Below are 25,453 nucleotides of genomic sequence, written 5' to 3'. Positions count from 1 at the left end.
AAGTCAACGAAGCGTTTTTATTTGCTTCCTGAATATTGTTGGTGCTGTTAGCTGGCTGTTAAAGCGGTTAGGATGAAACAGGTTGAGACCCCTTCGGCGCATACAGACCGAGTGTGTTAAAGCTGGATCCGGCGTTAGCGTAATTCTGTGATGCATCAAGAACAAAACGTCGTAAATTGGCCATGCAGACTCATAATACGTTAACCAATATCTCTGACTTCAGCACTGTATGCCTTGTATCAATTTTGATGGCAAATTTTAGGTAGCAAAACATGCAGACCCCGCAAATTCTAATCGTCGAAGACGAGCTCGTAACCCGTAATACCCTGAAAAGTATTTTTGAAGCGGAAGGATACGTTGTATTTGAAGCAACTGATGGTGCTGAAATGCATCAACTGTTGACTGAAAATGATGTTAACTTGGTAATTATGGATATCAACCTGCCAGGTAAAAACGGACTGTTACTGGCGCGTGAATTACGTGAACAAGCCAGTGTGGCGCTGATGTTCCTGACTGGCCGTGACAACGAAGTCGATAAAATCCTGGGACTGGAAATCGGTGCTGATGATTACATCACTAAACCTTTCAATCCGCGTGAACTGACGATCCGTGCCCGTAACCTGTTGTCTCGCACCATGAATCTGGCAGCGGTCAGTGAAGAGCGTAAGCACGTTGAAAACTATCAGTTTAATGGCTGGACGTTGGACATTAACAGCCGTTCACTGGTAAGCCCGCAGGGTGACCAGTACAAACTGCCACGCAGTGAGTTCCGTGCCATGCTGCACTTCTGCGAAAACCCAGGCAAGATCCAGACCCGCGCTGACTTGCTGAAAAAAATGACCGGCCGTGAGCTGAAGCCTCATGACCGTACTGTGGATGTCACTATCCGCCGTATCCGTAAGCATTTCGAGTCCAATGCCGATACGCCGGAAATTATCGCTACGATCCACGGCGAGGGTTACCGTTTCTGTGGTGAATTAGAAAACCACTGATGACAACCTTAAATGAAAAAGCCTGACCGCGTCGCGTGTCAGGCTTTTTTTATCTTGTTAGTGCCATGGCATAATCGGTACTGCACTCAGCGCATTCTTCGGTGAACCATTCACCAATTTGTCCGAATAAGTCAGATACACCAAGGTATTGCGAGATTTATCATAGAAGCGTACCACCTGCAGACTTTTGAATATCAGTGAAGTACGTTGTTTAAATACCACCGCCGATTTGCCAGGCTGGATCGAGTCCGGTACTGCCACCGGCCCAACCTGCTGACAGGAAATGGCCGCATCAGAGGTGTCTTCCGCCAGCCCCAGTCCACCTTTAATGCCACCAGTTTTGGCTCGGCTGATATAACATGTAACATTTTTAACATCTGGATCATCAAATGCTTCGATTACAATCTTGTGATCCGGGCCGATCAGCTTAAATGCCGTATCCACAGAGCCGATTTCCTCTGCGTGAGCCATACCTTGCGCAGCAAAGAGAAGGCACCCTGCGGTGAGCAAACTGCTGACAACATGCTGTAATTTTTCGGTTTTCATTAAATTCTCGTCCGTAGGTTAATTACTGGGCAACCACGATAAGGTTACTATGCTTAACTTCGAGTGTGCTGCTAATAACGCTCCTTTTTGTAACAATAAAATACGCTGAAATGCCGTGCATGGCATTTTGCATTTAATGCTATTCTAAGTGTCACGTAGGTTGCCTGACTTTTGTGCCAACCAGGACTGTGAGGAAGTAATATGGACCAAGCTGGTATCATTCGCGATTTGCTTGTCTGGCTGGAGAGCCACCTTGATCAGCCGTTATCCTTGGATAACGTGGCTTTCAAGGCGGGATATTCGAAATGGCATTTACAACGAATGTTTAAAAATGTAACAGGCCACGCCATCGGTGCTTATATCCGGGCCAGACGGCTCTCCAAAGCCGCTGTTGCGCTACGTCTGACCAGTCGGCCCATTTTGGACATTGCCCTGCAGTACCGTTTTGACTCCCAGCAGACCTTTACGCGGGCCTTCAAAAAGCAGTTTAATCAGACCCCTGCGGGCTATCGCCGCGCCTGTGACTGGAACTCCTTTGGCATGCGCCCACCGATCCGCATGGGTGAGTTTACGATGCCGCAGGCTACCTTTGTCACGCTGCCGGAAATTCCCCTGCTGGGCCAGACTCAGAGCTACAGTTGTACCCTCGAACAGATCTCGGTGTACCGTGCCGAAATGCGTAGCCATTTTTGGCGTCAGTTCCTGCATGACACCGATTCAGCCCCGCAGGTGCTCTACGGACTGCATCAGGTACGCGCGGGCATTGAGAAAGAGGATGAACAGGAAATTCTTTACACTACCGCAGTTTCCGACCAAGATGCCCCGTCATCCCTGCAAACCGCGCAAAAAATCACGCTCGAAGGCGGTGACTATGTCCAGTTCACCTATCAAGGCCCTAAAGAGAAGTTACAGGACTTCATCTTGGTACTGTACAGCACCTGTATGCCGACTCTGGGGCTGACCCGGCGGGCGGGACAAGATATTGAGCGCTTCTATACCCCGGGCGGTAAACTGACCAAAGAAAATACCGCAGAACTGAACTGCGAATATATGATCCCCATTCGCGAATCGGAAAAACAGAGTGCCTAAGGATGATGGGATTTCGTGACCGGACAAGGTGACGAAATCCCGCCACTTACTGACTGTCACACTGGCTACTGAGTGACAGATGCGAAACATCGCCGGCTGTTTCCACTACCCAGCCGTCTGCCAGCCAGGGGCTCTGCTGATAATCAATCCGTGACAATGAACCGTTTCTCAAGCGGATACGCCGTTCTGCCCAAGCCGGTAGTCCCAGCAGTGTATTAATCAGGGTGCCGAGCGCCATCCCGTGGCTGACCAGCAATACTCGGCTACCTCGCGGTAATTCACGACAGGCGTTCAGCACCTGATGCATCCGTTGCGCCGCCTCGGACATGCTCTCTCCTCCTGGAATACGCCCTTGCGGCGATCCGTTAATCAGCGAATGACGCCACTGTTCTTCTTCGGCGCTTAACTCATTCAGTTTTCGGGTTTCCAAAACCCCCATATTCAGTTCCCGCAATCGAGAGTCGGTACTGACCGGACAGCAGGTAAATTCGGCAATGATCTCTGCCGTTTGCTTTGCCCGACCGAGATCACTGCTGATAATATGGGTGATACCGTAGGCTGCAACTCGCTCCCCTACCCGCCTGGCCTGCTGCTGTCCCAACTCGGTGAGCGGACTGTTGCTCTGCCCCTGAAGACGGCGCTCGGCATTCCATTGCGTTTCACCATGACGAACCAGAAAAATTTGTTGCATAATCTCCATCCATTATACTAGGGCAGATCCTACCACTGCCCAGAGTGAATACCCATTATGTATCATGTTGTCGCTGCCACCAGCAATCCAGCCAAAATAACCGCTATCAGTCACGCTTTTAATGACCTTCTCGGTACTGAACAGTGCCAAATTAGCCATGCAAAAACCGATAGCGGCGTCGCTGAACAGCCAATGAACAGCGACGAGACCCTACAGGGTGCCCGGCAGCGAGTCGCCAATGCCCGCCTCAATCGCCCCGATGCCGATTACTGGGTGGCGATTGAGGCCGGTATCGACGGACAGCAGACGTTTGCTTGGATAGTGATTGATAATGGTCAGCGAGTCAGCGAATCGCGCTCTGCCAGCCTAAGCCTGCCGGCAGCGGTCATTCGCGAACTGCACCAAGGACGGGAATTAGGGGAGATCATGGCCGAACTGACAGGCATTGAGAATATCAAACAGCAGGGTGGCGCCATCGGTGTGGTAACGCAAGGCCTACTCAGCCGCAGTTCGGTCTATCATCAGGCGCTGATCCTAGCCTTAAGCCCGCTGTTGCACCCTTGGTACACCACATAACCACTATAACGACGGTAGCTGCGACTGCAACCATTGCAGCAGTTCCGGTGACGCCTCTTTCAGGCTGTTTGAGCCACGCGTAATGGTGGCGATGCCCACCCCGAGCTGCTCTTTAAGCTGACGCTGGCTCAACTCTCCGCGCATTAGCTCTTCGATAATGCACAACCGGGTGGCAAACGCCTCACGCTCATCGGCAGTCATCATCAACTGTAATAGTGCCGCCGAGTGCTGATCACTGAACGCTTTTTCCAGCAATGACACAAAGCGTGACCAGTCAGAGTGGACATTCTGCCCTGTCGTTTCAGCAGGTAACATAAAACCTTCCGTACTCATTAGATAGTACGGAAGCATAGCACAGTCAGTAATGGCTATTCCACTCTGCCGCATCAATCACTGGCCCTGGCTGGCCCATAAAATCACGGTAGTAGGCATCGTACGCCAGCACATTTTTCACGTAGTTACGGGTTTCGGCAAACGGGATCGTTTCGATAAAACCGATAGCACTCAGTTTACCATTACTCACTGCCTGCCATTTACGTACCCTTCCCGGCCCCGCATTATAGGCCGCGGAGGCATAAATGCGGTTATTATCAAACTGGCGATAGACATAATCCAGATACTGCATACCGATTTGAATGTTCATGTTCGGGTCCAGTAACTGACTGCTATTAGTGTAGTTGCTGATCGACGGGAACATTTTCACTGTATGTTCAGCAGTACCCGGCATCAGCTGCATTAGGCCACTAGCCCCAACCGGTGAACGGATTTTCGGGTTCCAAGCACTTTCTTGGCGGGAAATCGCCATGGCATAGCTGACCGGTATCGCTTTACCGGCAGAATACTGTTGGTAAACCTGTTGCCATGCCATAGGGAAGCGCTCTTTCAGGCTGTCCCACATTTTTGCCGTGATCGTGGCCTGTACACTAAGATCCCACCAACCTTGTTCATTGGCATAACGAGCCAGCATCTGTTGCCCAGTGCGGGGTTTACTGCGAATAAGATTGGCCCACTCCATCCGTGCCAAGTTATCCAGTCCCCAATACATCAGTTCACGTACCCGAGCCATCTCTGGTCCTTGGGCGACATCGGTGGTCGGAGTCGGCGCACTATCAATGGTCAAACGATAAGGTGTTCCCAACGTCTGCGCTGCCACCATCGGGTAGAAGCCGCGTTGCTGTGCCAGTCCCTGTAGGATCTCCCGTGCTTCCTGCCGGTGACCCTGCTCAATCAGCAGTTCGGCTTGCCAGTACTGCCATTCATCTTTCTGTTTGGCTTCAACTGGCAGGCGAGCAATCCAGGTATTCAGACCACGGTGATCATTATCTGAAATCGCTTGGCGGACACGGCGCTCGATAAGTGCCGTCGACTCACTGTCCATCACCACTGCATCACGCCAGCGCATTTGCTCAGGGGTGATATCGGTCCCCATATACTGCCAAGCAACATCCTCTTTCAGGCGCTGGACCTGGTCAGCAGTCAGTTGCTGCTCACTGGTCAATTGCGGGATCATCGCACGGGCACTGTCTGCATCCTGGCGAGCGAGACGTAAGAACGCGATAAAGGTGATCTCACGGCTGAAATCGCTCGGGGAAACCGAGGCGGCAAACAGGCTAACTCCCTGCGGATTTTGCTGTAATGCGGTCAGGGCACCGGCCAGGGTGGCATAGTTATCCGGTAATCCGGCAATAAGCTGCATCAACAGTCGTTGATTACCGTTGTAGTAAGCCAGCAACACCCGCTGTAATGCCAGTTGCGGGTTGTATGCAGGCGAAGCCTGCCAGGCGGACATCAGTGCGTCACAGGCGGACGGTAAATTGCCACCGGTCATCCACAACTGTTTCGCCCCCTCCCAAGCCAGCTGCGATTTGCCGGTATTCAAGTTGGCGGTATACCAGTTACAACGAGCCTCTTCAGCGACGGGCGCTGTCGGACTGAAACTCAACAGCCCCATCCAGTCCTGGCGGTGTGCAAGCTCATTGATAAATCGGTCTTTCAGCAAGGGCGAGGACGGCAGGGTCGGATACTGGCGAATAAACTGTGAGACGGCAATGGCCGTCTCTTGGTTGAGGTCATCGCTGATCTGCCGGTATTCCAGATACGGATAAAGGGGATAATCCTTTAAGGTCGGCAGTAGCTGGTTCACGGTATCCATCTGGTGGTTATCCCAAGCTTGCCTGATTTGCTGATAGCGTAAACGTTGCTGATCCAGCGAATCCGCATGACTCAGTCCGGCAATCCCTGTCAGGCAAACGCCCACCACCCAGTTTTTCCACTTAATCACACCACTCTCCTCTTTTCCCCGCTGTCTGATACCGCCTTACCGGCACCGTTACAATGCTAGCCGCTTGTACCCGGACTTACTATGGTTGGCTAAAAATTTACCTATGCTGACAGTGTGACTGCACACTTTTTCGATGGTGACGAACATTGAAAACAGCTTAGCCACTTGCCGCGCCCACTGCTATGAAAAAACCTATTAAAACTGATAAGGTAAAGGATCACCGAGTCGGTGCTTAATCGTTTAAGATCCTGAGGTGACAAGATGTTAGACAATGTCATGAGTGCGGCATGAACCGAGAACATAACTCGAATACTGGTTTCCCGACCCTCAGCGGCGTCATTGCGGTATTATTCGCGGCGATCTTATGGGGAACCACCGGCACATCAGCGAGTTTCACTACCGGCGTCAGCCCGCTGGCGATAGGGGCCGTTGCCATGGGCGGCGGCGGGTTGTTACAAGCGTTGCTGGCGATAAAAACCATTGTCCGTCAGCGGCGACAGCTACTCCGTCATCCAGGCTATCTGCTAAGCGGCGCACTGTCTGTGGCCCTTTATCCTCTGGCCTTTTATTCGTCGATGGCTTACGCTGGCATTGCCACCGGCACGGTGGTGGCCATCGGTTCCGCTCCGCTGTTAACCGCCGTGATTGAATACCTTACCGAAAAGCAACCACTCAGTCGCCAGTGGGCGCTCGGGGCCGCTCTAGGGATCGCCGGTATTGCGCTGCTGTCGCTATCAGAAGGCCAAGTCTCTGCCGGAACTTCGGCTGTGCATTTTTATACGGGTATTGCCTTGGCACTGGTGGCTGGCTTGACCTATGCCCTCTACTCCTGGTCAGCCCGCCAGTTGATGCAGCAACAGATCCCCTCCGCTGCGGCGATGGGAGCCACCTTTGGCGGCGGTGCCATACTACTGGCACCGGTGCTGTGGGTGACCGGTGCCCCGCTGCTTGCCACCCCACTCAATCTGGCGGTCGCCGCGTATATGGTGCTGATACCGATGTTTCTCGGCTATTTCTGTTATGGCTTCGGTCTGAGCCGCATCAGAGCTAGCACCGCCATCACCCTGACTCTGGCGGAACCGCTGGTGGCTGCCCTGCTGGCGGTATTGCTGGTGGGCGAGCCGATGACTTTGGCTGCCGGTGGCGGTATTGGCCTGATTATTCTCTGTCTACTGGTCACTTCTCTGCCGGCACGGGTCTTTCGCCGCCGACCGACGGTGACCGAAACCGCCACCGGTTAATGACTGCCTATCACTGGCGGGGCAGACGAATTGTCTATCCCGCTGGCTGTGATTCTGGGCGGAAAAAGGCTACACTTGCCCCCTGAATTCTTATGAACAATCTGTCTTAAAGAGGCTCATTTCCGTGGCTCAATTCGTTTACAGCATGCATCGCGTGGGGAAAGTTGTCCCGCCGAAGCGGCACATTCTGAAAAACATCTCTCTGAGTTTTTTCCCTGGCGCAAAAATCGGGGTACTGGGCCTGAACGGCGCCGGTAAATCCACCCTGTTGCGCATTATGGCCGGTATCGATACCGATATCGAAGGGGAAGCGCGTCCGCAGCCTGGCCTGAAAATCGGCTACCTGCCGCAGGAGCCGCAGCTTAACCCTGAGCACACTGTCCGTGAGTCAGTGGAAGAAGCGATGGCAGAAGTGGTCGGTGCCCTGAAGCGTCTCGACGAAGTCTACGCACTCTATGCCGAGCCGGATGCGGATTTCGATAAACTGGCCGCCGAGCAGGGTCGTCTGGAAGAGATTATCCAGGCCTATGACGGCCACAACATCAATACTCAGTTCGAACGCGCCGCAGACGCACTGCGCCTGCCAGACTGGGATGCCAAAATTGGCAACCTGTCCGGGGGTGAGCGCCGTCGTGTGGCCCTGTGTCGCCTGTTGTTAGAAAAACCAGACATGCTGCTGCTGGACGAACCAACCAACCACTTGGATGCAGAATCTGTGGCCTGGCTGGAACGCTTCCTGCACGACTTCGAAGGTACCGTCGTGGCGATCACCCACGACCGTTACTTCCTGGATAACGTTGCCGGTTGGATCCTCGAACTGGACCGTGGAGAAGGTATCCCTTGGGAAGGTAACTACTCTTCCTGGCTTGAGCAGAAAGATCAGCGTCTGGCACAGGAAGCTTCTTCCGAAGCGGCTCGCCGTAAGTCTATTGAGAAAGAGCTGGAGTGGGTGCGTCAGGGGGCTAAAGGCCGTCAGTCGAAAGGTAAGGCCCGTCTGGCCCGTTTTGAAGAGCTGAACAGCGTTGAATATCAGAAACGCAACGAGACCAGCGAGTTGTTTATTCCGCCTGGTGCGCGTCTGGGTGATAAAGTCATCGAAGTCGAAAACCTGACCAAAAGCTACGGCGACCGTGTGCTGATTGATGACCTTTCCTTCTCCGTACCCAAAGGGGCGATCGTCGGCATTATCGGTGCCAACGGTGCCGGTAAATCGACATTGTTCCGCATGTTGTCTGGTCAGGAACAACCAGACTCTGGCGCTATCACTCTGGGCGATACTGTGAAACTGGCCTCTGTCGATCAGTTCCGTGATGCCATGGATAACAGCAAAACCGTTTGGGAAGAAGTATCCGGCGGTCAGGACATCATGAAAATTGGTAACTTTGAGATGCCAAGCCGTGCCTATGTCGGCCGCTTCAACTTCAAAGGTACTGATCAGGGCAAGCGGGTTGGAGAGCTATCCGGGGGCGAACGCGGCCGTCTGCATTTAGCGAAACTACTGCAGGTCGGCGGTAACCTGTTACTGCTTGATGAACCGACTAACGACCTAGACGTTGAAACCCTGCGCGCCTTGGAAAACGCCCTACTGGAGTTCCCGGGCTGTGCAATGGTTATTTCCCACGACCGTTGGTTCTTGGACCGTATTGCTACCCACATCCTCGATTATCAGGATGAAGGTAAGGTCGCTTTCTTCGAAGGTAACTTTACCGAATATGAAGAGTATAAGAAGCGTACCTTGGGTGCTGATGCCTTGGAACCTAAGCGTATCAAGTACAAGCGTATGACTAAGTAACGCCTACAGCGGGCGTAAAAAAAGCCCCCTGTCTCTTCTGAGACGGGGGTTTTTACTGAGCTCCTCGGAAAAGTTCTTATTTTCCTTTCGCCTGTAGGCTGATACAGCCGGCTGGTTTCTCCCCCGGATGCTCAAGCATATGCTTCACTAACTCGATACACCGCAGGAAGCGGGTATCGTAATCGTCCTCCTCCACCCGCACATAGTCGATACCGTTATCTTCCAACATGCGTAACAGCAGCGTCTGGAACTCACGGCGGTCCACCGAACTGCCAAGGCTGCGCAAACCGTCAGCTACCCAAGGCACGTTATTTTCTAAGACGATCACCAGATCAAACCGGTATTCATCGATCAGCGCTTGGACAAAAGGGTGCTGACGTCCTTCATATTTCAGACAAAACGCCTGAGTGGTCACAAAATCCGTATCGATAAAGGCGACTTTATTGGCATATTTTACTGCAAAGTCAATGTACTGCGCCTGTCCTAGGGCAATCTTGTCGTAGTCGGAATATTGCAGGGCAATTTCATCACCACCAAGGTGCGAGAACACATAATCACGGCCATATTCCCAGGCACTGGTGGTATTAAAGATATTCGCCAGTTTGTTGACCAGCGTTGATTTGCCGCTCGATTCGCCACCCAGTAGGGCAATTTTGCGCACAAAGAAAGGTTTCACCTCGGTAGGAATATAGTCCCAGTAACGGAAAGGATCCTGACGGATCTGTTTGCCGCTGATATTCATAAATGAACGATCCGGATCCACCAGTACCGACTGGATCGACAGATACTGCTCAAACATCGGCGCATCTGCCGCTTCGCAAGTGTACACCCGGTCAGGAACAATACCCTGTTCAGACATAAAGGTCTTAATGCCGTGGCTCCAGACATCCCAACCGTGCGGATAAGGCTCCATCCCCTCCTCATTAAAGGAGTGGATACGGATATTCTTCTGGTATTTAAAGGTCTGCAACAACCAGCGCAAGCGGTCGCTGGTGGTCGGTTGTTCAGACATGGCACTGTTCTCAAACAACAGACGGTCCCGCGGCTCATCATGCCCCATGATGATATGTAGCTCATCTACTTGGCTGCAGGCACGCTGGATCAGATAGATATGCCCAGTGTGTAAGGGATAAAACTTCCCGAACACTACCCCGACCGTCTTTTCGCGGCGCGGAAATTCTAACCCGAGGAAGCGGTGCAGCGCTTCCAGCTTACGGGCGCTCGGGCTGTTAATTTTGGCGTTGATTAACTGACTCAGGTAACCCTTAGTCATATCGCAGGCGTCAGCAACCTGTTGCAGCGTATGTCCCTGCTGGCGGATAGCCGTTTTCAGATAGTCGTAAGCGGACATTAATTGCCTCTTGTTATCCGTGATACGGCAGGGCCTGAGTCTCCTTTCGGCCCCAGCCGTGGGAAGTTACGGGTTAGCGTTCACCTGCCCGGGAGCATGCCCTATCAGGACAGATCATCAAAAATTTCCAGTGCATCAGCTAACTTTTTCACGCTATAGACCTTAATACCGTCCGGCGCTTTTTTCGGTGCATTGGCCGCGGGCACAATCGCTCGGCGGAAACCGTGTTTAGCCGCTTCAGTAATACGCTCCTGACCACCAGGTACCGGTCGGATCTCGCCGGACAAGCCGACTTCGCCAAAAATCACCAGATCTTGGGGCAATGGACGATCCCGCAGGCTAGAGACCATCGCCAATAATAATGCGAGGTCAGCGCTGGTTTCAGTGACCTTCACCCCGCCGACCACATTGACGAACACATCCTGATCCGCCATCTGCAGGCCACCATGCCGGTGTAACACTGCCAGCAGGATCGCTAGACGGTTCTGCTCCAGCCCGACCGCCACACGACGCGGATTGCCCATCATGGAGTGGTCGACCAAGGCCTGAATTTCCACCAACAGGGGCCGGGTACCTTCACGAACCACCACGACCGAACTACCGGACGTGACTTCCTCACCACGGGACAGGAAGATGGCTGACGGGTTGCTGACTTCACGCATGCCCTGCTCGGTCATGGCAAACACGCCGAGTTCATTGACTGGGCCGAAACGGTTTTTATGGCTACGCAGGGTACGAAAACGAGAATCTGCATCGCCATCCAGCAGCACCGAGCAGTCAATACAGTGTTCCAGTACTTTCGGCCCTGCCAGAGAACCGTCTTTGGTGACATGACCGACCATAATGATCGAAACGCCGTGCATTTTCGCAAAGCGAGTCAGGTAGGCCGCGGTTTCCCGCACCTGGGCGACACTGCCTGGCGAAGATTGGACATCCGCCATATGCATAACCTGAATCGAGTCGATCACCATCAGTCGCGGCTTTTCTTCGGCGGCAATCAGGCAGATTTGTTCGATGCTGGTTTCTGACAGCATATTCAGGTTTTCGGTAGGCAATCCCAAGCGATGGGCGCGCATAGCAACCTGTTGCAGTGACTCTTCCCCGGTGACATACAGGGTGTTCATCTGTTGGGATAGTAGGCACAGCACCTGTAACAACAGGGTCGATTTACCGGCCCCGGGGTTACCGCCAATCAGCACCGCACTGCCGGGCACCACCCCGCCGCCTAATACTCGGTCAAACTCTTTGAAACCGGTAGAAAAGCGCGGCAAAGCTTCGAGGCTGATTTCAGACAATTTCTGGACTTTCGAGACCCCAGCAGCCCCGGCGTAGCCGCTCAAGCGCTCATTACGCGCCGCCGCTGGGGTTGAGGCAATACGGACCTCGGTAATACTGTTCCACGCCTGGCAGGCGCTGCATTGCCCCTGCCAACGGGGATAATCAGCACCACATTCGTTACAGACGTATGCGCGTTTTGCCGCTTTGGCCAAAACAACTCCTCAGTTTATCGCTGTTCGTGGATCAAACTACCACTCAGAATACATAACACCCCGGTCAGCGATGCATTTCGGATCGAGACTCGGGCCTTTTCGTTTACTTTCGGTTTGGCGTGATACGCGATACCCAATCCGGCTGCTTTCATCATCAGTAAATCATTGGCACCGTCACCGATGGCCACGGTCTGCTGGGGAGGAATATCAAAGCGCTGGGCCAGCGTTTCCAGGGTAGTCGCTTTATAGCGGGCATCCACCACTGCGCCGGTTACCTCTCCGGTCAAACGGCCATCAAAGATTTCCAGCTCATTGGCCGCCACCGCATCCAGCTGCAGTTCATCACGTAGATAGTCGGCAAAGAAAGTAAATCCGCCGGAGGCTATAGCGGTTTTCCAGCCATGTGACTGCAGCTCTGCCACCAGTTCCCGTAATCCCGGCATCAAGGGTAACTCATCACGCACCTGTCGCAGGATCTGCGCATCGGCATCTTTTAAGGCCGCCACACGCTGACGGAGGCTGGCCTCAAAATCCAGTTCACCGCGCATCGCGCGTTCGGTGACTTCTGCTACCTGCTCACCACAACCGGCTAATCGGGCGATTTCATCAATGCATTCGATTTCGATGGCAGTGGAGTCCATATCCATCACCAACAGGCCTGGGCTTTTTAGATGGGGAAGATCCCCCAGAGGTACCACATCCAGACCCTGCTCATGGGCTAAACGGCTGGCACGCGGCGTCAGGGAACCGGCAAGGCGAATGACCTGCATATCACCCACTGACCAGCCACTGACAATCACCATCGCGGCACCCAAACGGTGCTGGTAATCGGTCAGTGCCTGTTTATCCAGCCCGTGGCCATACAATAACCAACCGGTACTGCCGGCACGATAGTCTAGTGGCATCACTTCATCACCACTGAGAGATAAAGGCAGACCCGGCCATTGCGAGACATCCGCAGGCAGATCGCACCAGGTAAGACGGTTCGGCATCAGAACTCCTGTTGGGGGACAACAAAACCACGCAAGAGGCTACCCCGAGTGCAGCTCTTCTGGCAACATAAACCATAAGTCATTACGATTATTCGCCCCCGGAATGAGATCCGCCGCGCATGCCACAGCAAAAAATCAAGATTAAAGTCCACCGCACAGTGATCACACTGGTGTGTCTAGCCCTGTTAGTGATACTGATGCAGGGGGCGTCCTGGTTCAGTCAGAATCACCAGACAGCCCAAGCGACACAGGGTCAAGAGCTGGCGCAAACCCTTGCCCGCCAAGTGGCCTTCAGCCTCATTCCCTTGATGGATGACAGTAATGTCCACCAATCACAAATTGATGCCATCTTAAAGCAGCTGACTAGCGATAGCCGGATCCTCGATGCCACTGTCTATGACACTACCGGCGCGGTGATGGCCCAAAGCGGCGAAACCATTGCTGTCCGTGACCGGCTAGCACTGGATGGCAAACGAGCGGGCAGTTATTTCAACAACCAGGTTGTCGAACCGGTTACGGGCAAACAGGGGCCGCTGGGGTTCATACGTATCACTCTCGATACCCATGTCTTGGCGACGGAATCGCGGCAGGTGGATAACACTACCAATATTCTGCGACTGATGCTGCTACTGGCATTGGCTATTGGCTTGGTACTCAGTCAGACCTTACTGCGCAACCGCCGCAGCCACTGGCAACAGTCGCCCTTTTTACTGACCGCCAGTCAACCGGTCCGCGAGGAAGACGATGAGGATGAGGATGTCCCGCAGCAAAAGGCACGCAACGGTGCCCGTAAAGTGCCTCCAACCCGCGGTTCTCGCAAAAAAAAACGTCACTCTTAAATTAAATTTGGCTTCCTTAATTCACCAGATAGGAAGCCAACCCTTTATTAATTTTAACTTTTTGTCTTTATTTCACTTTTTGTGAATAAATTTGCGATCTAAAAGTTAATATCGTGTATTCATCATCTCTGCCAGACTTCTTTCCATCGACACGCAATAACTTCAGAAATTAGCCACCCTCTAGTGTAGCGCTGAAGTAGACGTGTCTCCGAGCCAGGTTGCCGCTGAGTCCGGCTGATGAGAAGGAGGCTTTTATGCCTGTCACTGATTTACTGAATAAATATACCATCGACACCGCAGAGTATCAGCAGTCCGCTGACTATGTGTTTAACCACACCATGCTGCGGGTCAAAGATCTGCCGAAAGCCATCGCCTTCTACAGTCAGGTTCTTGGGTTTGTCCCAGTCTACGAAGAGCGCTTTGAAGAAGCTGCCTTCACCATTGTCTATCTAGTTCGCCGTCCGTTATCAGAGATCCCTGAGGACGATGACCTGCGAAAACAATGGGTTCTCAGTCAGCCCGGGGTACTGGAACTAACGTGGAACCATGGCACTGAAAAAGACCCACAGTTCCATTACCACAACGGGAACAGCGAGCCTCAGGGCTTCGGTCACCTGTGTGTCACCGTACCGGATGTCCGTCAGGCCTGTCAGCGCTTTGAACAGCTGTCGGTTCCCTTTAAAAAGAAATTACACGAAGGCCGGATGAATTATGTGGCCTTTATTAAAGATCCCGATGATTACTGGATCGAAGTTTTGCAGCCAACACCACTGGCGGGCTGATACCGCCTATTACATTCACCTATAAGAAAAATTCTACAGGAGAGAAAGTATGAGTAACACGTTTAATCATCTGATCCCTGAATCACCTGCACATTTTATTAACGGTCAATGGGTCACTGCCAGCGACAGCAGCGATGTTCTCAACCCAACCACCGGCAAAGTGATCACCCGCGTCGCCATGGGCGATAAAGAGACGGTGGCACAGGCCATTGAAGTGGCCGCCAAGGCCCAAATTAGCTGGGCAAAACGCCCTCAGCCTGAACGCGCCGCCTTCTTGGAGTCTTGGATTGAGAAAATCAAAGATAACCATGAAGCCCTAGCTCAGCTGCTGGTGACAGAGCAGGGTAAACCGCTTAGTGAAGCCCGCGGTGAAGTGGATATGGGTATCACTATGCTGCGCTATGCCGCCAACTTTGCGTGGAAAAACCAAGGAGAAGTGCTGGCCGCCAATGCGCCAGGTCAGCATTCGGTGACCCGCGAAGTGCCGCTGGGTGTGGTCGGAGCCATTACCCCATGGAATTTCCCACTGGCGCTGTTCCTGCGCAAGACGGCCCCGGCTATCGTGGCAGGCAATACCATCGTCCTAAAACCGAGTGAGGAAACGCCGCTCTGTTCTCTAGCACTGGCGACCCTCAGCCAGCAGGCCGGTCTGCCGAACGGTGTGGTCAATGTGGTCTGTGGTAGTGGCCGAGTGGTCGGTGACGCACTGGTGAAACATCCAGATACCGCGTTGATCACCATGACCGGTTCCACCGGCGCCGGTAAAACCATCATGAAAAACGCCGCGGAGAAGGTGATCCCGGTATCACTAGAGCTGGGCGGTAAAGCCCCGTTTATCGTACTGGCAGATGCGGATATAGAAAAAGCGGCCCGTGATGCGCTGGATGCCAGAATGTCAAACTGTGGTCAGGTCTGTATCTGTAACGAACGTACCTACGTGCAGCGAGAAGTTTACGCCGAGTTTATCGAAGCACTGAGAAAAGCCGCACAGGATGTCGTGGTAGGTGATCCGATGGCTGATGGCACCACCGTTGGTCCGAAAGTCTCGGTACCGGAAAAAGAGCATGTCGAAGAACTGATGGCAGAAACCTTGAAACAGGGAGCCAAAGTACTGTGGCAGGCCGAATTGCCTAAGGACAGAGCCCTGAGCGGCGGTAACTGGGTTGCCCCGGCGATTGTGACTGACCTGCCGGCAGATGCCCGTATCCTGCGTGAAGAGGTGTTCGGCCCGATTTTACCAGTCGTGGCTTTCGATACCCTTGATGAAGTGATCGAAAAAGCCAACGATTGCGAGTACGGACTCAGTTCTTACCTCTATACCCGCGATCTGTCTAACGCGCTGAAAATCTCCGATGCCCTCGAGTACGGTGAAGTCTATATAAACCGTCATGGCCCGGAAGAGATCAATGGCTTCCACGCTGGCTGGAAACTGTCCGGACTGGGTGGTGATGACGGTGAACACGGTTATCAGATCTATGTGAAACGTAAAACCGTCTATATCAATTATCAGTAATCCGATACAGGGAGCGCAGGACGCACTCCCTGTCACCCGGTCCATGAGGCTCGGCCGGGTGACGTCTATCAGGAGAAAAGCGGATGAATTTATTACTGATTATTTGTCTGCTGACAGGCATCATTGTCCGGCAAATTGGCAGATTTCCACCCCAACTGGTGGCGTCGATCAATTGGTGGTTAATCACTATCGCGCTTCCATGCGTAATACTGACGCTGATCCCCTCAACCCGTTTCAGCAGTTCCAGCCTGTTTCCAGTGATGAGTATGTGGCTGGTGTTTCTCGGGGCTGCCACACTCGCTCTGCTGGTTGGCCGTTTAGCGGGCTGGTCCAGAGAGGTGTGCGGGGTATTGATGTTAGTGGCGGGGATCGGTAATACCTCGTTTATGGGCTATCCCATTATTCAAGGTTACTACGGTGCGGAAGGCCTAAAAGTGGCGGTGATCGCCGACCAATTGGGCAGCTTTATTGTGCTTTCCACTGCAGGGGTGATCGTCATGGCACTCTGCTCGGGGAGCCGTATCAGCCTACGGGCGGTGGGGATGCGCATTATCACGTTTCCACCGTTTATCGCATTGGTCATCAGCCTGGCGCTGAAAACCGTCGGCGGTCTACCTGCAATGATCCAGGCCGCACTGGTCAGTATCGGTGCCACCATGACGCCGCTGGCGTTGTTCGCCGTCGGATTACAGATAGCCCTACGTCCAGCACGAGGCATGGTCACCCCACTGGTAGCAGGTACCTGCTGGAAGCTAGTGGGCGCTCCAGCACTGGTCTGGTTGTTATCACGGTGGTTTAGCCCCGACGGCTATAGCGGGGATGTGTCGGTGTTAGAAGCCGGTATGGCACCGATGATCGCCGCAGCAATCATGGCTCAGCGGGCAGGTTTACGCCCTGATTTAGCCAATACGCTGCAAAGTTACGGAATTTTACTCTCATTTATCACCCTGCCGATTTGGCATCAGGTGTTATAAGTCACTCAGGGCGGTGGTCATATGTTACTTAAACTGCATCAGGTAAGTTTCTTCTGTGCGCTGGTGGAAGAAGGCAGTATTGCCGCCGCCGCAGATAAAATGTGTTGTGTTCCTTCCAATGTCAGTACCCGAATAAAAGAGCTGGAGGCCAGTCTCGGTATCTCGCTGGTCAACAGAGATAAACAACGACTGACCCTGACGCCTGAGGGCCGCGCCTTTTATCCAAAAGCGCAGCAACTGCTTGAACAAAGCCGCATGTGTCGCTCGTTCTTCAGCCATGACCAGTTACAGGGTACCCTGCAACTTGGGGTACTGGATGTGGCCCTGAAAGGACGCTTACAGGCCCCAGTGATTGAGTTTATGCAGCAGAACACCCAAGTACAGATCAACATCAGTTGTGACTCATCACTGCCATTGATGGAGAAGATGCTGCAAGGTGAACTGGATATGATCCTGGTGGATGGGCCGGTACAACATCCGGCACTGAAAACTGACTTCTTTGCGCCGGAAAGTCTGTCGCTGGTGACTCACCTCGCCGATCGCCAAACCTTTGCCAAACAGGCTGCATCACTGACCTTATTCAGTTTTGGCGAGAAATGTTTTTATCACCAACTGGCCCGTCAGTGGCTCAGCCATGAGCACCTAAGTTTTGCCCGTCAGTCAGACATTGAGTCTTATGACATGATCCTATCGGCGGTGCGTAAAGGCCTTGGCTTTACCGTGATGCCAGAGAGTTTTATGAGAGATAATCCAGCACTGGATGGCTTGTATCACTTCCCGCTGGAAAATATCGCGCCCTGCGATATCTATCTGGCCGCGCCGGCGCTGGAGCAGTCAGCGCTGGCAAACGCCTTTTACCAGCAACTGATCAACTCTCCGCAGTAATCGCTAACGGTTGCCCTCAGGGGTGACCGTTCAGCAACACCCGCAACTCAGCCAAATCTCGTACCTGCCAGGTGGGGGAAATCGTCTCAGGTAGTGACCGCTGGCCATGATCCAGCCAACAGGTTTTCATGCCAGCACGGATGCCGCCGAGAATATCCGACTCTGGGGTATCCCCGACCATCAGTACCCGCTCAGCTGGCGGATTGCCTAGTAGGTTAAGGGTATGCTCGAAAATCGTCGGGTCCGGCTTCGGAACTCCCACCTGTTCGGAGATCACGACCGCATCAAAATAACCACTAAAACCGGTACGTTGCAAACGTGCTTGCTGCAAAGCGGTGAAACCATTCGTGATGATCGCCAGTTTTACTTTCCTTTTCAGGCTGTCGAGTAATGCTGCCGCCCCATCCAGGGGCTGGCAGATTTCCGCCATCGATTGCAAAAAACGCTGATTCAGCTCGGTCGGTTGCACGCCGAGACGCTCCGCCCAAGGAAGAAAACGCCTAGTTTGTAGCTCGCTGGCACTGATCTCACCGTCCTGATAAGCGACCCACAATGGCTTATTCACTGCCTGATAGGCCTGATAATCCTCGACACTAAAAGAAAACTGATAACCCTCAAACATCCGTTGCAGGCCATGGAAGGCGTCAAACGAGAAAAGCGTTTCATCAGCATCAAAAATGATGCAGTCAAACTGAGTAAGCATGAAATCTCCGCAAAGTGAAGGTCTAGAGCACCAGAGCCATCATTAAGGCATCTTCACGACCGTCAGCGGTCGGATAATAGCGTGCTCGGCGTGATACTTGGTTGAATCCCATCTGTTCATAGAGGGCAATGGCTGGCAGATTGGATTCACGCACTTCCAACCACAAGGTCAGTACCCCACGTTCGCTGAGGGCAGCAACCAAATGCTCCAGCAACTGGCGGCCAAATCCACGGCGTTGGAACTGCGGATCGATGGCTATATTAAACAGCGAGGCTTCATCGAGTACGATTTGGGTGATAGCAAAACCGGCCATCTTACCGTCGAAGTCGAGGCGCAGGTTAAGAAAACGCTCACCGCAATTAGTGGCAAGGGTCTCCGCGGACCACGGAAAAGCATGGCTACGTTGTTCGATGGCCAGCGCCTGTGGCTGATCCTCAGAGGTAAGAAGAGAAATGACTGTCATAAGTGGTTATCTGCTGCCAGAAGGCGCGTTTTTCGGCGCTGTTATCAATAAGGTCGGCCAAGGGCGGGGTCGCCAGTTGGATCTCTGCATACTGCCTGTCTGCGTCAATGCCCAGTAACCAGACTGCGCAAGGCAGTGGTGTCGGTAACATCGCCAGTTGTCGAGCTGGCAGGAGCATCACCTGATGTTCCGCCAAGTGAAGACTGTGTAGCACATCCTGAAGGAACCTCTGCGCCAACGACAGGCTGTCAGCGGTGACCACCACCAGCCGAGTCTCCGGTTTCAGGCGTACCGCGACCTCCCCCTGTAATACTCGGGGACGGTATAAACGATACTGGGTGATCCCCATTTGCTTTAGTAATGCGTCGCGCCTGCCTGCCATACCGGTGTCCGTAGAAAGAAGATTGCGGCTCTATGCTAGCAAACCCATAGGACATGCGCCAACAAAGCACTATAATCACCGAGCTTAAGAATAAGGAGCCTACATGTCCGTATATACACCGGCCAGTGAAGTGATACTGCGCCACAGTGAAGAATTCGAAACCCGTCATGTTTTATTTGCCGGGGACCTGCAGGATGATCTGCCAGCTCGTCTGGACACCGCATCCCGCAAAGTTCATACCCAGCAATATCACCACTGGCAAAAATTGAGCCAGCAGATGGGTGAAGATGCCAGCTTTAGCCTAGTGGCCGATGCCGCGATGGTCAGTGGCTGTGACACCTTGGTGTATTACTGGCCGAAAAACAAACCGGAAGCCCAGTTCCAGTTACAAAACCTGCTGTCACTGCTGCCAGTCGGCAGTGATATCTTTGTAATCGGTGAAAACCGCAGCGGTGTCCGCAGTGCCGAAGCCCTGACCGCTGAGTGGGCGACCCTTGAGAAGATTGACAGTGCGCGCCGCTGTGGCCTGTATCACGGTCGTCTTGATAAGCAGCCGTCATTTAATGTCGCAGATTTCCGTCAGCAGTATCAGAGCGACGGTCTGGTGATCGACACCTTGCCCGGAGTGTTTAGCCGCGACGGCTTGGACCCAGGAAGTGCCCTATTGTTGTCAACGCTGACTCCGCATACCAAAGGCAAAGTACTGGACCTCGGTTGTGGTGCCGGCGTGCTGTCCGTAGCCCTAGCGAAACACTCACCGAAAGTGCGTCTCTGGCTGGCGGATGTCAATGCGGCGGCCTTGGCAGCCAGCGAAGCTACCCTTGCCTCTAACGGCGTTGAAGGCGAAGTGTTTGCCAGTAATGTGTTCTCCGATGTTAGCGGCCGCTTTGATTTGATCATCTCCAACCCGCCGTTCCATGAAGGCTTACAGACCAGCCTGGAAGCGGCTAACGCGCTGATCCGCGGGGCGGCTAAACACCTGAATACCGGCGGAGAGCTGCGTATTGTGGCCAATGCCTTCCTGCCCTACCCGCAGGTGCTGGAAGAAACGTTCGGTAACCATGAAGTGCTGGCTCAAACCGGACGTTTCCGCGTTTACCGCAGCGTCTACGGTCGCGGTAGCCGCGCAAAATAACGCTACCGACAAGCCGTCAGAACACTGAGTCGTTAAACGACTGGCAGCGCTGCTGTTTTTTACAGCGTTTACACCCGCGTCAACGAAATATCAGTTGACGCGGAGTGGAAAATCTCTACAATGCGCCTCCGTGGTAACAATACAATACTGTTGTATTGATGGTAGGCGAAGGTGGCGGAATTGGTAGACGCGCTAGCTTCAGGTGTTAGTGTCTTAACGGACGTGAGGGTTCAAGTCCCTCTCTTCGCACCAATAACCACATGTTTCATGATTATCCTGAATACTGCGAAGGTGGCGGAATTGGTAGACGCGCTAGCTTCAGGTGTTAGTGTCTTAACGGACGTGAGGGTTCAAGTCCCTCTCTTCGCACCAGGACAATGATGAACAGACAACACGATGCGAAGGTGGCGGAATTGGTAGACGCGCTAGCTTCAGGTGTTAGTGTCTTAACGGACGTGAGGGTTCAAGTCCCTCTCTTCGCACCACGTTGTCTCCCTGCAGTTCTCTCTTTCCCTGTGTTGTTCAGCAAAAATCCTTTGTCTCCCTCGACAGTCAATATCGTTTACCCGTATTAAGAGAAATTCACAATCAATGCGCCGATCCCCCCTGATAGCACTAGGCAGGAAGGTAATAGCAGATAAGTGCGTAATCGCGGATGTAACAGCGTGACCAATGTCAGCAGAAACGCCGCCAGCATCACTAACCGCCACTGTTCAAAGCCCGGATGCCAGAGGGCAAACACTGGCAATGCCGCGCAAGGCAATAACACTCCCCAGCCGCTATCTATCTTTTTACCCAGAATCCAGCTCACTACCCACAACGACCCTGATGCAACCATTGCCGCTTCCATCCCCCGACCTCCCCTGTTGATCTCAGCTAGGAACACTATATGATAATGGTTATCATTTTCAACTAATGTTATCACCCTTCAGCACAAAACTGTTTTTTCATCGCAGTCAGAGGGTTTTCGCCCTGCGGACATTTACAGTCATCGCCGGTTATGGCAGTTTTTTAAACCTGAAAAATTCCTGGAGAAGAACATGAGTCTGCAGTCGGTACAGGCATTCTTTGCTGAACATGCCCCTGATATTGAAGTGATTGAAACCCCAGAAAGTACCGCTACCGTCGATATGGCCGCCAGCGTCCATCAGGTCGAGCCAGGCCAGATTGCCAAAACTCTGTCACTAAAAGTGAAGCAGGAGATCATCCTGATTGTAATGAGCGGCAATACCCGTCTGGATAATAAAAAACTCAAAGAGACACTCGGCCATAAAGCCAGAATGTTGAGCGTAGATGAAGTGATCGATTATACCGGTCATCCGGTCGGCGGCGTCTGCCCTTTCGGCCTGGAAAACCCGCTGACCGTTTACTGCGATGTCGCCTTGCAGGCCTATGACGAAGTCCTGCCTGCCGCCGGCGCGACCAACAGTATGGTGCGTATTTCTCCGCAACGTATGGTGGAGCTGACACAAGCCCGCTGGGTGGATGTCAGCCAGTGAGCCACAGACGGTGGCAGTCTTAGCCACCGCTGCTTACCCATTCATCCCATCGTGCCCCGACACATCTGCACAGAAATTTGCCTACCTCATCCTCAGCCTGATGCGGATATCAACCTCCTGATGCCAAAAGCATGGCATACTGCCTTCTCTGCCCCCGGGATGGGGGCTAGCCGCAGCAGTCCGGCGATTATGTTTTATACTTGAGAAAGGGCCTATTGGCGCTAAACACAGTATGGTGCTGTGCCAAATTACCCTCAGATGTCCCCTTCTCCAGGCCTGATTGCTGCGAAATAAAACAGTTACCGGCAGTGACAAGCTGCTGTTTTTATCCTGAAAACAGGACCTTGCAGGAGAACCCTTCAGTGTCAGAACTTTTATCCTCAGGACTCTTTATCGCCGCGTTGGTCGTCTATGCCCGTAAAGCTGGTAGGCACCGGCTGTGGTTTGCGGTGATTTGTGCGCTATTACTCAGCTTTCTACTGCTCAACGGGCTGCTGTTAGCCAGCAACTACTTCACCGGTAACGGCATTACCGATGCTGTGCTCTACACCCTGACCAGTAACCTCAGCGGTGCCGGTACTCGTAAATACTGGCTGCCCGCCGCTGGGCTTATTCTAATGATCGTGGTGATCTTCTGGGCACTGTCGCGGCTGCTGCGTAAACGTAATCACCGCCACCATTTCGGCTGGAGCTCCGTGGCCTGTCTCATGGCGCTGATCTCCATCAATACCAGTCCAGCGTTCCGCCAAGTCAAAGCATTGGTGGTTTCTCACCAGCAAAGCGGTGGATCAGATTTTGAGGACTACTATAAAACACCCCCCTCGGTGATTAACAATCCGTCTCTGAACGTGGTCTATATCTATGCGGAAAGCTTGGAAAGAACCTACTTCAACCCAGCGTTTCCCGACCTGGCCCCACAACTTAACCAGCAGATGCAGTCCGGTTTAGATTTCACTGCCACCGCACAGCTTCCAGGTACCGATTATACTATTGCCGGAATGGTCGCCTCCCAGTGTGGCATCCCGCTGTTCGCCCCGTTTGAAGGTAATGCTTCCTCGTCACTGTCTAGTTTCTATCCACAGAGTCTCTGTCTGGGAGATATCCTGAAGAACTCCGGTTATCAAAACTGGTTTATTCAAGGAGCTGACTTGCGCTTTGGGGGGAAAGATATTTTTCTGCGCTCCCACGGCTTTGACGCGCAGCATATGGAAGGCTCGGAGGAGCTGAAAAGCCAAGTCTCTGACCCGGCGTATCGTAATAACTGGGGCTTTTATGATGATACCGTTCTCGACCAGGTCTTTGATAAATATCAGAAGTTATCACAACAGAAACAACGCTTCGCCCTGTTTGCCCTCACCGTGGATACCCATCACCCTGATGGTTTTATCTCCGCCAGTTGTCAGCGGAAAACCTACGATTACGAGGGAAAAAACAATCTGTCGCTGGCGGCGGTAGCCTGCTCTCAACAGCATATCGCCCGACTGATCGAGCGGATCAAAGCCTCACCTTGGTTCAAAAATACGGTGATTGTGGTCGGCTCTGATCATCTGGCGATGAACAATACCGCCTACCGTTATCTAACCCGTTATCCGCGCCATGATACCTTCTTTATCATCCGCGGCGATCAGCCACACGCGCAGCAAATTGATGCACCCCGCAGTACCTTAGATAACGGCGCTACACTGCTCGATATTCTCGGCGGCGGAGACCAATTAGGTCTCGGGCGCAGTACCCTGTCAGCGCCCTCTTTATCCGCGCTCTTCCCCGACCTGCCGCAGAAAGTGATGCAATGGAAGCCGGACATTATTAGCTTGTGGAAATTCCCGCGCAATATTGACCGTTTTACCGTGGACAGCGCTAAAAATACCCTCAGCTTCTCCGGTTCGGTGTTTAAACTGCCGGTGCTGGTGCGGGTGGAGAGCGATAAAGTCGAGCCTATTCCTGAAGGGGTCTATGCCGAGACGCTCTCTGCCCGCCTGAGCCGTTTCACTGCAGAGGATAAATTTGTCTGGATTGATAAATGCTATAAAGCCGGCCGGCTGTGGGATCCAGCACTGGCATTATCCAGCACGCTCTGTTATACCCACGGGCAGTTGGGCGGTCAGCCGCAGATCACCGAAATCACCTCACCAGAGTGGCAAGGCCAGGTGACCTTCCCGCAACAGACGTTGTCAGCAGAACAGTATGATAAGGCCATCGCCTTGCTGAAAGTCCCTGATAACACGATCCGTTATCCGTCCGACCGCTATCTGTTTGCCTTGCCTGGCGCACCGCAGTCTGTTGAGAGCTTTAGCGGACTGTCGCGCAATGAAGCGTGGGGACGCTGGTCTAATGCCAATTTAGCCCCAGTGGTTACACTGAGTTATCGCCAGCCGCTACCGACTGCCTTTACCCTGCAATTGGTGGCCAAAGGGTTTGGTCCCAATGTCGGTAAACCGGTCACGGTCCGGGTGGGAGACCAGCAACAGCAATTCATGCCAACGGCAACCTTGGCAGAATACCGGCTGCACTTCTCTTCGGTAACCAGTGCTAGGCAGATAATCCTGATCCCCTCCCAGCCCACGGAGACCATGCTGGACAATATTATCGGTCAGGATCCGCGTAAGTTAGGAGTCGGCCTGCAATCGCTGCACATTATTGCCGATCCTTAAATCCGGAAAATGGCATAAAAAAAGGAGGAACCAGGTTCCTCCTTTTTACAATGTGGTCAGCGCTTAGCGGTAAATAATGTCGCCGGAAATAATGCGCTCGATTTTCCCTTCTGCGTCAGAGATTAAGATGTAGTCACCGCCCATGTAGGTCCAGTGGCTGTCTGCAGTTGGTGCAGGCAGCTTTCTTAACTGCCACTGCGAGATATTATAGGTTTTGGAACGGTACAGCGGCGGCACCACATCGCCGATCGCATAATGGTGGAAATCGCCAAATACGCTGGTTTTATCTAGCGGGTCCTGCTGCTGCGCCACAGAGGCAGATGCTGCAGGAGCCTGAGCGGGCGCCGGTGTCGCAGCAGGGGCTGAAGTGGCTGCAGTCACAGGAGCGTCTTCGGCATTGGCCTGCACAGCACCTAGGACACTCACTGACATCAGCACGACAGTTGAGGCTAAAATAAACGGCTTACGCATAAAAACTCCCTAACAAACATTCCCCGTAACGGGCCTAATCAAAAGCAATCGTTTCTTGGCGATAACAGCTTCTCCGGCGCTAAGTAAACCAGTATTCGCACTTTTTTTCCTGCTT

At 53.0% G+C, this 25,453-nt stretch carries 25 protein-coding genes and 3 tRNA genes; 16 read left to right on the top strand and 12 right to left on the bottom strand.

Going from position 1 to position 25,453, the window contains the following annotated elements:
* The first annotated feature begins 272 nt into the window (after positions 1-272).
* Entirely contained in the window at positions 273-992 is a 720-nt protein-coding gene (gene arcA, locus DW47_RS0101555; RefSeq protein ID WP_029684567.1) for a two-component system response regulator ArcA, read from the top strand.
* 57 nt (positions 993-1,049) lie between these two features.
* Here arcA and creA read toward each other — a convergent pair whose 3' ends face one another.
* Entirely contained in the window at positions 1,050-1,538 is a 489-nt protein-coding gene (gene creA / locus DW47_RS0101550; protein ID WP_029684566.1) for a protein CreA, read from the bottom strand.
* Positions 1,539-1,739: 201 nt separating this feature from the next.
* Here creA and robA point away from each other — a divergent pair, with 201 nt between their 5' ends.
* A complete protein-coding gene (robA, locus tag DW47_RS0101545; RefSeq protein ID WP_029684565.1) occupies positions 1,740-2,627 on the top strand; it encodes an MDR efflux pump AcrAB transcriptional activator RobA in 888 nt (295 codons plus the stop codon).
* Between the two features lie 46 nt (positions 2,628-2,673).
* Here robA and gpmB read toward each other — a convergent pair whose 3' ends face one another.
* A complete protein-coding gene (gene gpmB, locus DW47_RS0101540; protein WP_029684564.1) occupies positions 2,674-3,318 on the bottom strand; it encodes a 2,3-diphosphoglycerate-dependent phosphoglycerate mutase GpmB in 645 nt (214 codons plus the stop codon).
* Between the two features lie 57 nt (positions 3,319-3,375).
* Here gpmB and yjjX point away from each other — a divergent pair, with 57 nt between their 5' ends.
* Entirely contained in the window at positions 3,376-3,894 is a 519-nt protein-coding gene (yjjX, locus tag DW47_RS0101535; RefSeq protein WP_029684563.1) for an inosine/xanthosine triphosphatase, read from the top strand.
* Positions 3,895-3,897: 3 nt separating this feature from the next.
* On the opposite strand, the gene trpR is transcribed toward yjjX, so the two are convergent.
* Both trpR and sltY read right to left on the bottom strand, forming a co-directional pair.
* Positions 3,898-4,227: a trp operon repressor gene (trpR, locus tag DW47_RS0101530; protein WP_420911390.1), complete on the bottom strand. Its 330-nt coding sequence runs from the start codon at positions 4,225-4,227 to the stop codon at positions 3,898-3,900.
* Positions 4,228-4,252: 25 nt separating this feature from the next.
* Complete coding sequence (sltY, locus tag DW47_RS0101525) at positions 4,253-6,175, bottom strand: murein transglycosylase (RefSeq protein ID WP_029684561.1); 1,923 nt, start codon at positions 6,173-6,175, stop codon at positions 4,253-4,255.
* Between the two features lie 287 nt (positions 6,176-6,462).
* On the opposite strand from sltY, the gene DW47_RS0101520 reads away from it, so the two are divergent.
* Both DW47_RS0101520 and ettA read left to right on the top strand, forming a co-directional pair.
* Complete coding sequence (locus tag DW47_RS0101520; protein WP_029684560.1) at positions 6,463-7,416, top strand: DMT family transporter; 954 nt, start codon at positions 6,463-6,465, stop codon at positions 7,414-7,416.
* A 124-nt stretch (positions 7,417-7,540) separates the two neighbouring features.
* Entirely contained in the window at positions 7,541-9,208 is a 1,668-nt protein-coding gene (ettA, locus tag DW47_RS0101515) for an energy-dependent translational throttle protein EttA (protein ID WP_029684559.1), read from the top strand.
* Between the two features lie 76 nt (positions 9,209-9,284).
* Here the strand turns inward: ettA and nadR are convergent, their stop codons facing one another.
* The 3 genes from nadR to serB all read right to left on the bottom strand — a co-directional run bounded on the left by nadR (position 9,285) and on the right by serB (position 13,041).
* Positions 9,285-10,559: a multifunctional transcriptional regulator/nicotinamide-nucleotide adenylyltransferase/ribosylnicotinamide kinase NadR gene (gene nadR, locus DW47_RS0101510; protein WP_038026970.1), complete on the bottom strand. Its 1,275-nt coding sequence runs from the start codon at positions 10,557-10,559 to the stop codon at positions 9,285-9,287.
* A 104-nt stretch (positions 10,560-10,663) separates the two neighbouring features.
* Positions 10,664-12,049 (bottom strand): DNA repair protein RadA, encoded by a 1,386-nt coding sequence (gene radA / locus DW47_RS0101505; protein ID WP_029684557.1) that lies wholly within the window; start codon positions 12,047-12,049, stop codon positions 10,664-10,666.
* Positions 12,050-12,063: 14 nt separating this feature from the next.
* Positions 12,064-13,041, bottom strand: coding sequence for a phosphoserine phosphatase (serB, locus tag DW47_RS0101500; protein WP_029684556.1), 978 nt, complete (start codon positions 13,039-13,041; stop codon positions 12,064-12,066).
* Positions 13,042-13,160: 119 nt separating this feature from the next.
* Between serB and DW47_RS0101495 the strand changes: the two genes are divergently transcribed.
* The 5 genes from DW47_RS0101495 to DW47_RS0101475 all read left to right on the top strand — a co-directional run bounded on the left by DW47_RS0101495 (position 13,161) and on the right by DW47_RS0101475 (position 18,034).
* A complete protein-coding gene (locus DW47_RS0101495; protein WP_084689016.1) occupies positions 13,161-13,880 on the top strand; it encodes a YtjB family periplasmic protein in 720 nt (239 codons plus the stop codon).
* A gap of 254 nt (positions 13,881-14,134) precedes the next feature.
* Positions 14,135-14,662: a lactoylglutathione lyase gene (gene gloA / locus DW47_RS0101490; RefSeq protein ID WP_029684554.1), complete on the top strand. Its 528-nt coding sequence runs from the start codon at positions 14,135-14,137 to the stop codon at positions 14,660-14,662.
* Between the two features lie 49 nt (positions 14,663-14,711).
* Complete coding sequence (locus DW47_RS0101485; protein WP_051150794.1) at positions 14,712-16,175, top strand: aldehyde dehydrogenase family protein; 1,464 nt, start codon at positions 14,712-14,714, stop codon at positions 16,173-16,175.
* Positions 16,176-16,258: 83 nt separating this feature from the next.
* Positions 16,259-17,149 (top strand): AEC family transporter, encoded by an 891-nt coding sequence (locus tag DW47_RS0101480; protein WP_029684552.1) that lies wholly within the window; start codon positions 16,259-16,261, stop codon positions 17,147-17,149.
* Positions 17,150-17,170: 21 nt separating this feature from the next.
* On the top strand, positions 17,171-18,034 hold the full coding sequence (locus DW47_RS0101475; RefSeq protein ID WP_029684551.1) for a LysR family transcriptional regulator: 864 nt from the start codon (positions 17,171-17,173) through the stop codon (positions 18,032-18,034).
* A gap of 16 nt (positions 18,035-18,050) precedes the next feature.
* Here DW47_RS0101475 and yjjG read toward each other — a convergent pair whose 3' ends face one another.
* Genes yjjG through DW47_RS0101460 form a run of 3 tightly spaced genes read right to left on the bottom strand, consistent with a single transcriptional unit; the run spans position 18,051 to position 19,582 of the window.
* Positions 18,051-18,737: a pyrimidine 5'-nucleotidase gene (gene yjjG, locus DW47_RS0101470; RefSeq protein WP_029684550.1), complete on the bottom strand. Its 687-nt coding sequence runs from the start codon at positions 18,735-18,737 to the stop codon at positions 18,051-18,053.
* A 22-nt stretch (positions 18,738-18,759) separates the two neighbouring features.
* The gene (gene rimI, locus DW47_RS0101465) at positions 18,760-19,200 is read right to left on the bottom strand and encodes a ribosomal protein S18-alanine N-acetyltransferase (protein ID WP_029684549.1); all 441 of its coding nucleotides are present in this window, start codon (positions 19,198-19,200) and stop codon (positions 18,760-18,762) included.
* Positions 19,172-19,582 (bottom strand): DNA polymerase III subunit psi, encoded by a 411-nt coding sequence (locus DW47_RS0101460; RefSeq protein ID WP_029684548.1) that lies wholly within the window; start codon positions 19,580-19,582, stop codon positions 19,172-19,174. Before DW47_RS0101460 ends, rimI begins: the two co-directional genes overlap by 29 nt.
* A 103-nt stretch (positions 19,583-19,685) precedes the next feature.
* Here DW47_RS0101460 and rsmC point away from each other — a divergent pair, with 103 nt between their 5' ends.
* The 4 genes from rsmC to DW47_RS0101440 all read left to right on the top strand — a co-directional run bounded on the left by rsmC (position 19,686) and on the right by DW47_RS0101440 (position 21,202).
* The gene (gene rsmC / locus DW47_RS0101455; RefSeq protein ID WP_029684547.1) at positions 19,686-20,717 is read left to right on the top strand and encodes a 16S rRNA (guanine(1207)-N(2))-methyltransferase RsmC; all 1,032 of its coding nucleotides are present in this window, start codon (positions 19,686-19,688) and stop codon (positions 20,715-20,717) included.
* 165 nt (positions 20,718-20,882) lie between these two features.
* Positions 20,883-20,969, top strand: a tRNA-Leu gene (locus DW47_RS0101450).
* 33 nt (positions 20,970-21,002) lie between these two features.
* A tRNA-Leu gene (locus tag DW47_RS0101445) sits at positions 21,003-21,089 on the top strand.
* Positions 21,090-21,115: 26 nt separating this feature from the next.
* A tRNA-Leu gene (locus DW47_RS0101440) sits at positions 21,116-21,202 on the top strand.
* Positions 21,203-21,288: 86 nt separating this feature from the next.
* Here DW47_RS0101440 and DW47_RS0101435 read toward each other — a convergent pair.
* Positions 21,289-21,567 carry a DUF1435 domain-containing protein gene (locus tag DW47_RS0101435; RefSeq protein ID WP_029684546.1) on the bottom strand — a complete coding sequence of 93 codons (279 nt, stop codon included), beginning with the start codon at positions 21,565-21,567 and terminating at the stop codon, positions 21,289-21,291.
* Positions 21,568-21,757: 190 nt separating this feature from the next.
* Between DW47_RS0101435 and DW47_RS0101430 the strand changes: the two genes are divergently transcribed.
* Both DW47_RS0101430 and opgB read left to right on the top strand, forming a co-directional pair.
* Positions 21,758-22,216: a YbaK/EbsC family protein gene (locus DW47_RS0101430; RefSeq protein ID WP_029684545.1), complete on the top strand. Its 459-nt coding sequence runs from the start codon at positions 21,758-21,760 to the stop codon at positions 22,214-22,216.
* Between the two features lie 362 nt (positions 22,217-22,578).
* The gene (gene opgB / locus DW47_RS0101425) at positions 22,579-24,867 is read left to right on the top strand and encodes a phosphatidylglycerol--membrane-oligosaccharide glycerophosphotransferase (RefSeq protein ID WP_029684544.1); all 2,289 of its coding nucleotides are present in this window, start codon (positions 22,579-22,581) and stop codon (positions 24,865-24,867) included.
* A 63-nt stretch (positions 24,868-24,930) separates the two neighbouring features.
* Here the strand turns inward: opgB and DW47_RS17780 are convergent, their stop codons facing one another.
* Positions 24,931-25,338 carry an RcnB family protein gene (locus tag DW47_RS17780; protein WP_029684543.1) on the bottom strand — a complete coding sequence of 136 codons (408 nt, stop codon included), beginning with the start codon at positions 25,336-25,338 and terminating at the stop codon, positions 24,931-24,933.
* Between the last annotated feature and the right edge of the window lie 115 nt (positions 25,339-25,453).

The sequence above is a fragment of the Tatumella saanichensis genome, assembly GCF_000439375.1.
GTDB lineage: Bacteria > Pseudomonadota > Gammaproteobacteria > Enterobacterales > Enterobacteriaceae > Tatumella > Tatumella saanichensis.
This window is presented reverse-complemented; position numbering and strand designations above follow the sequence as displayed.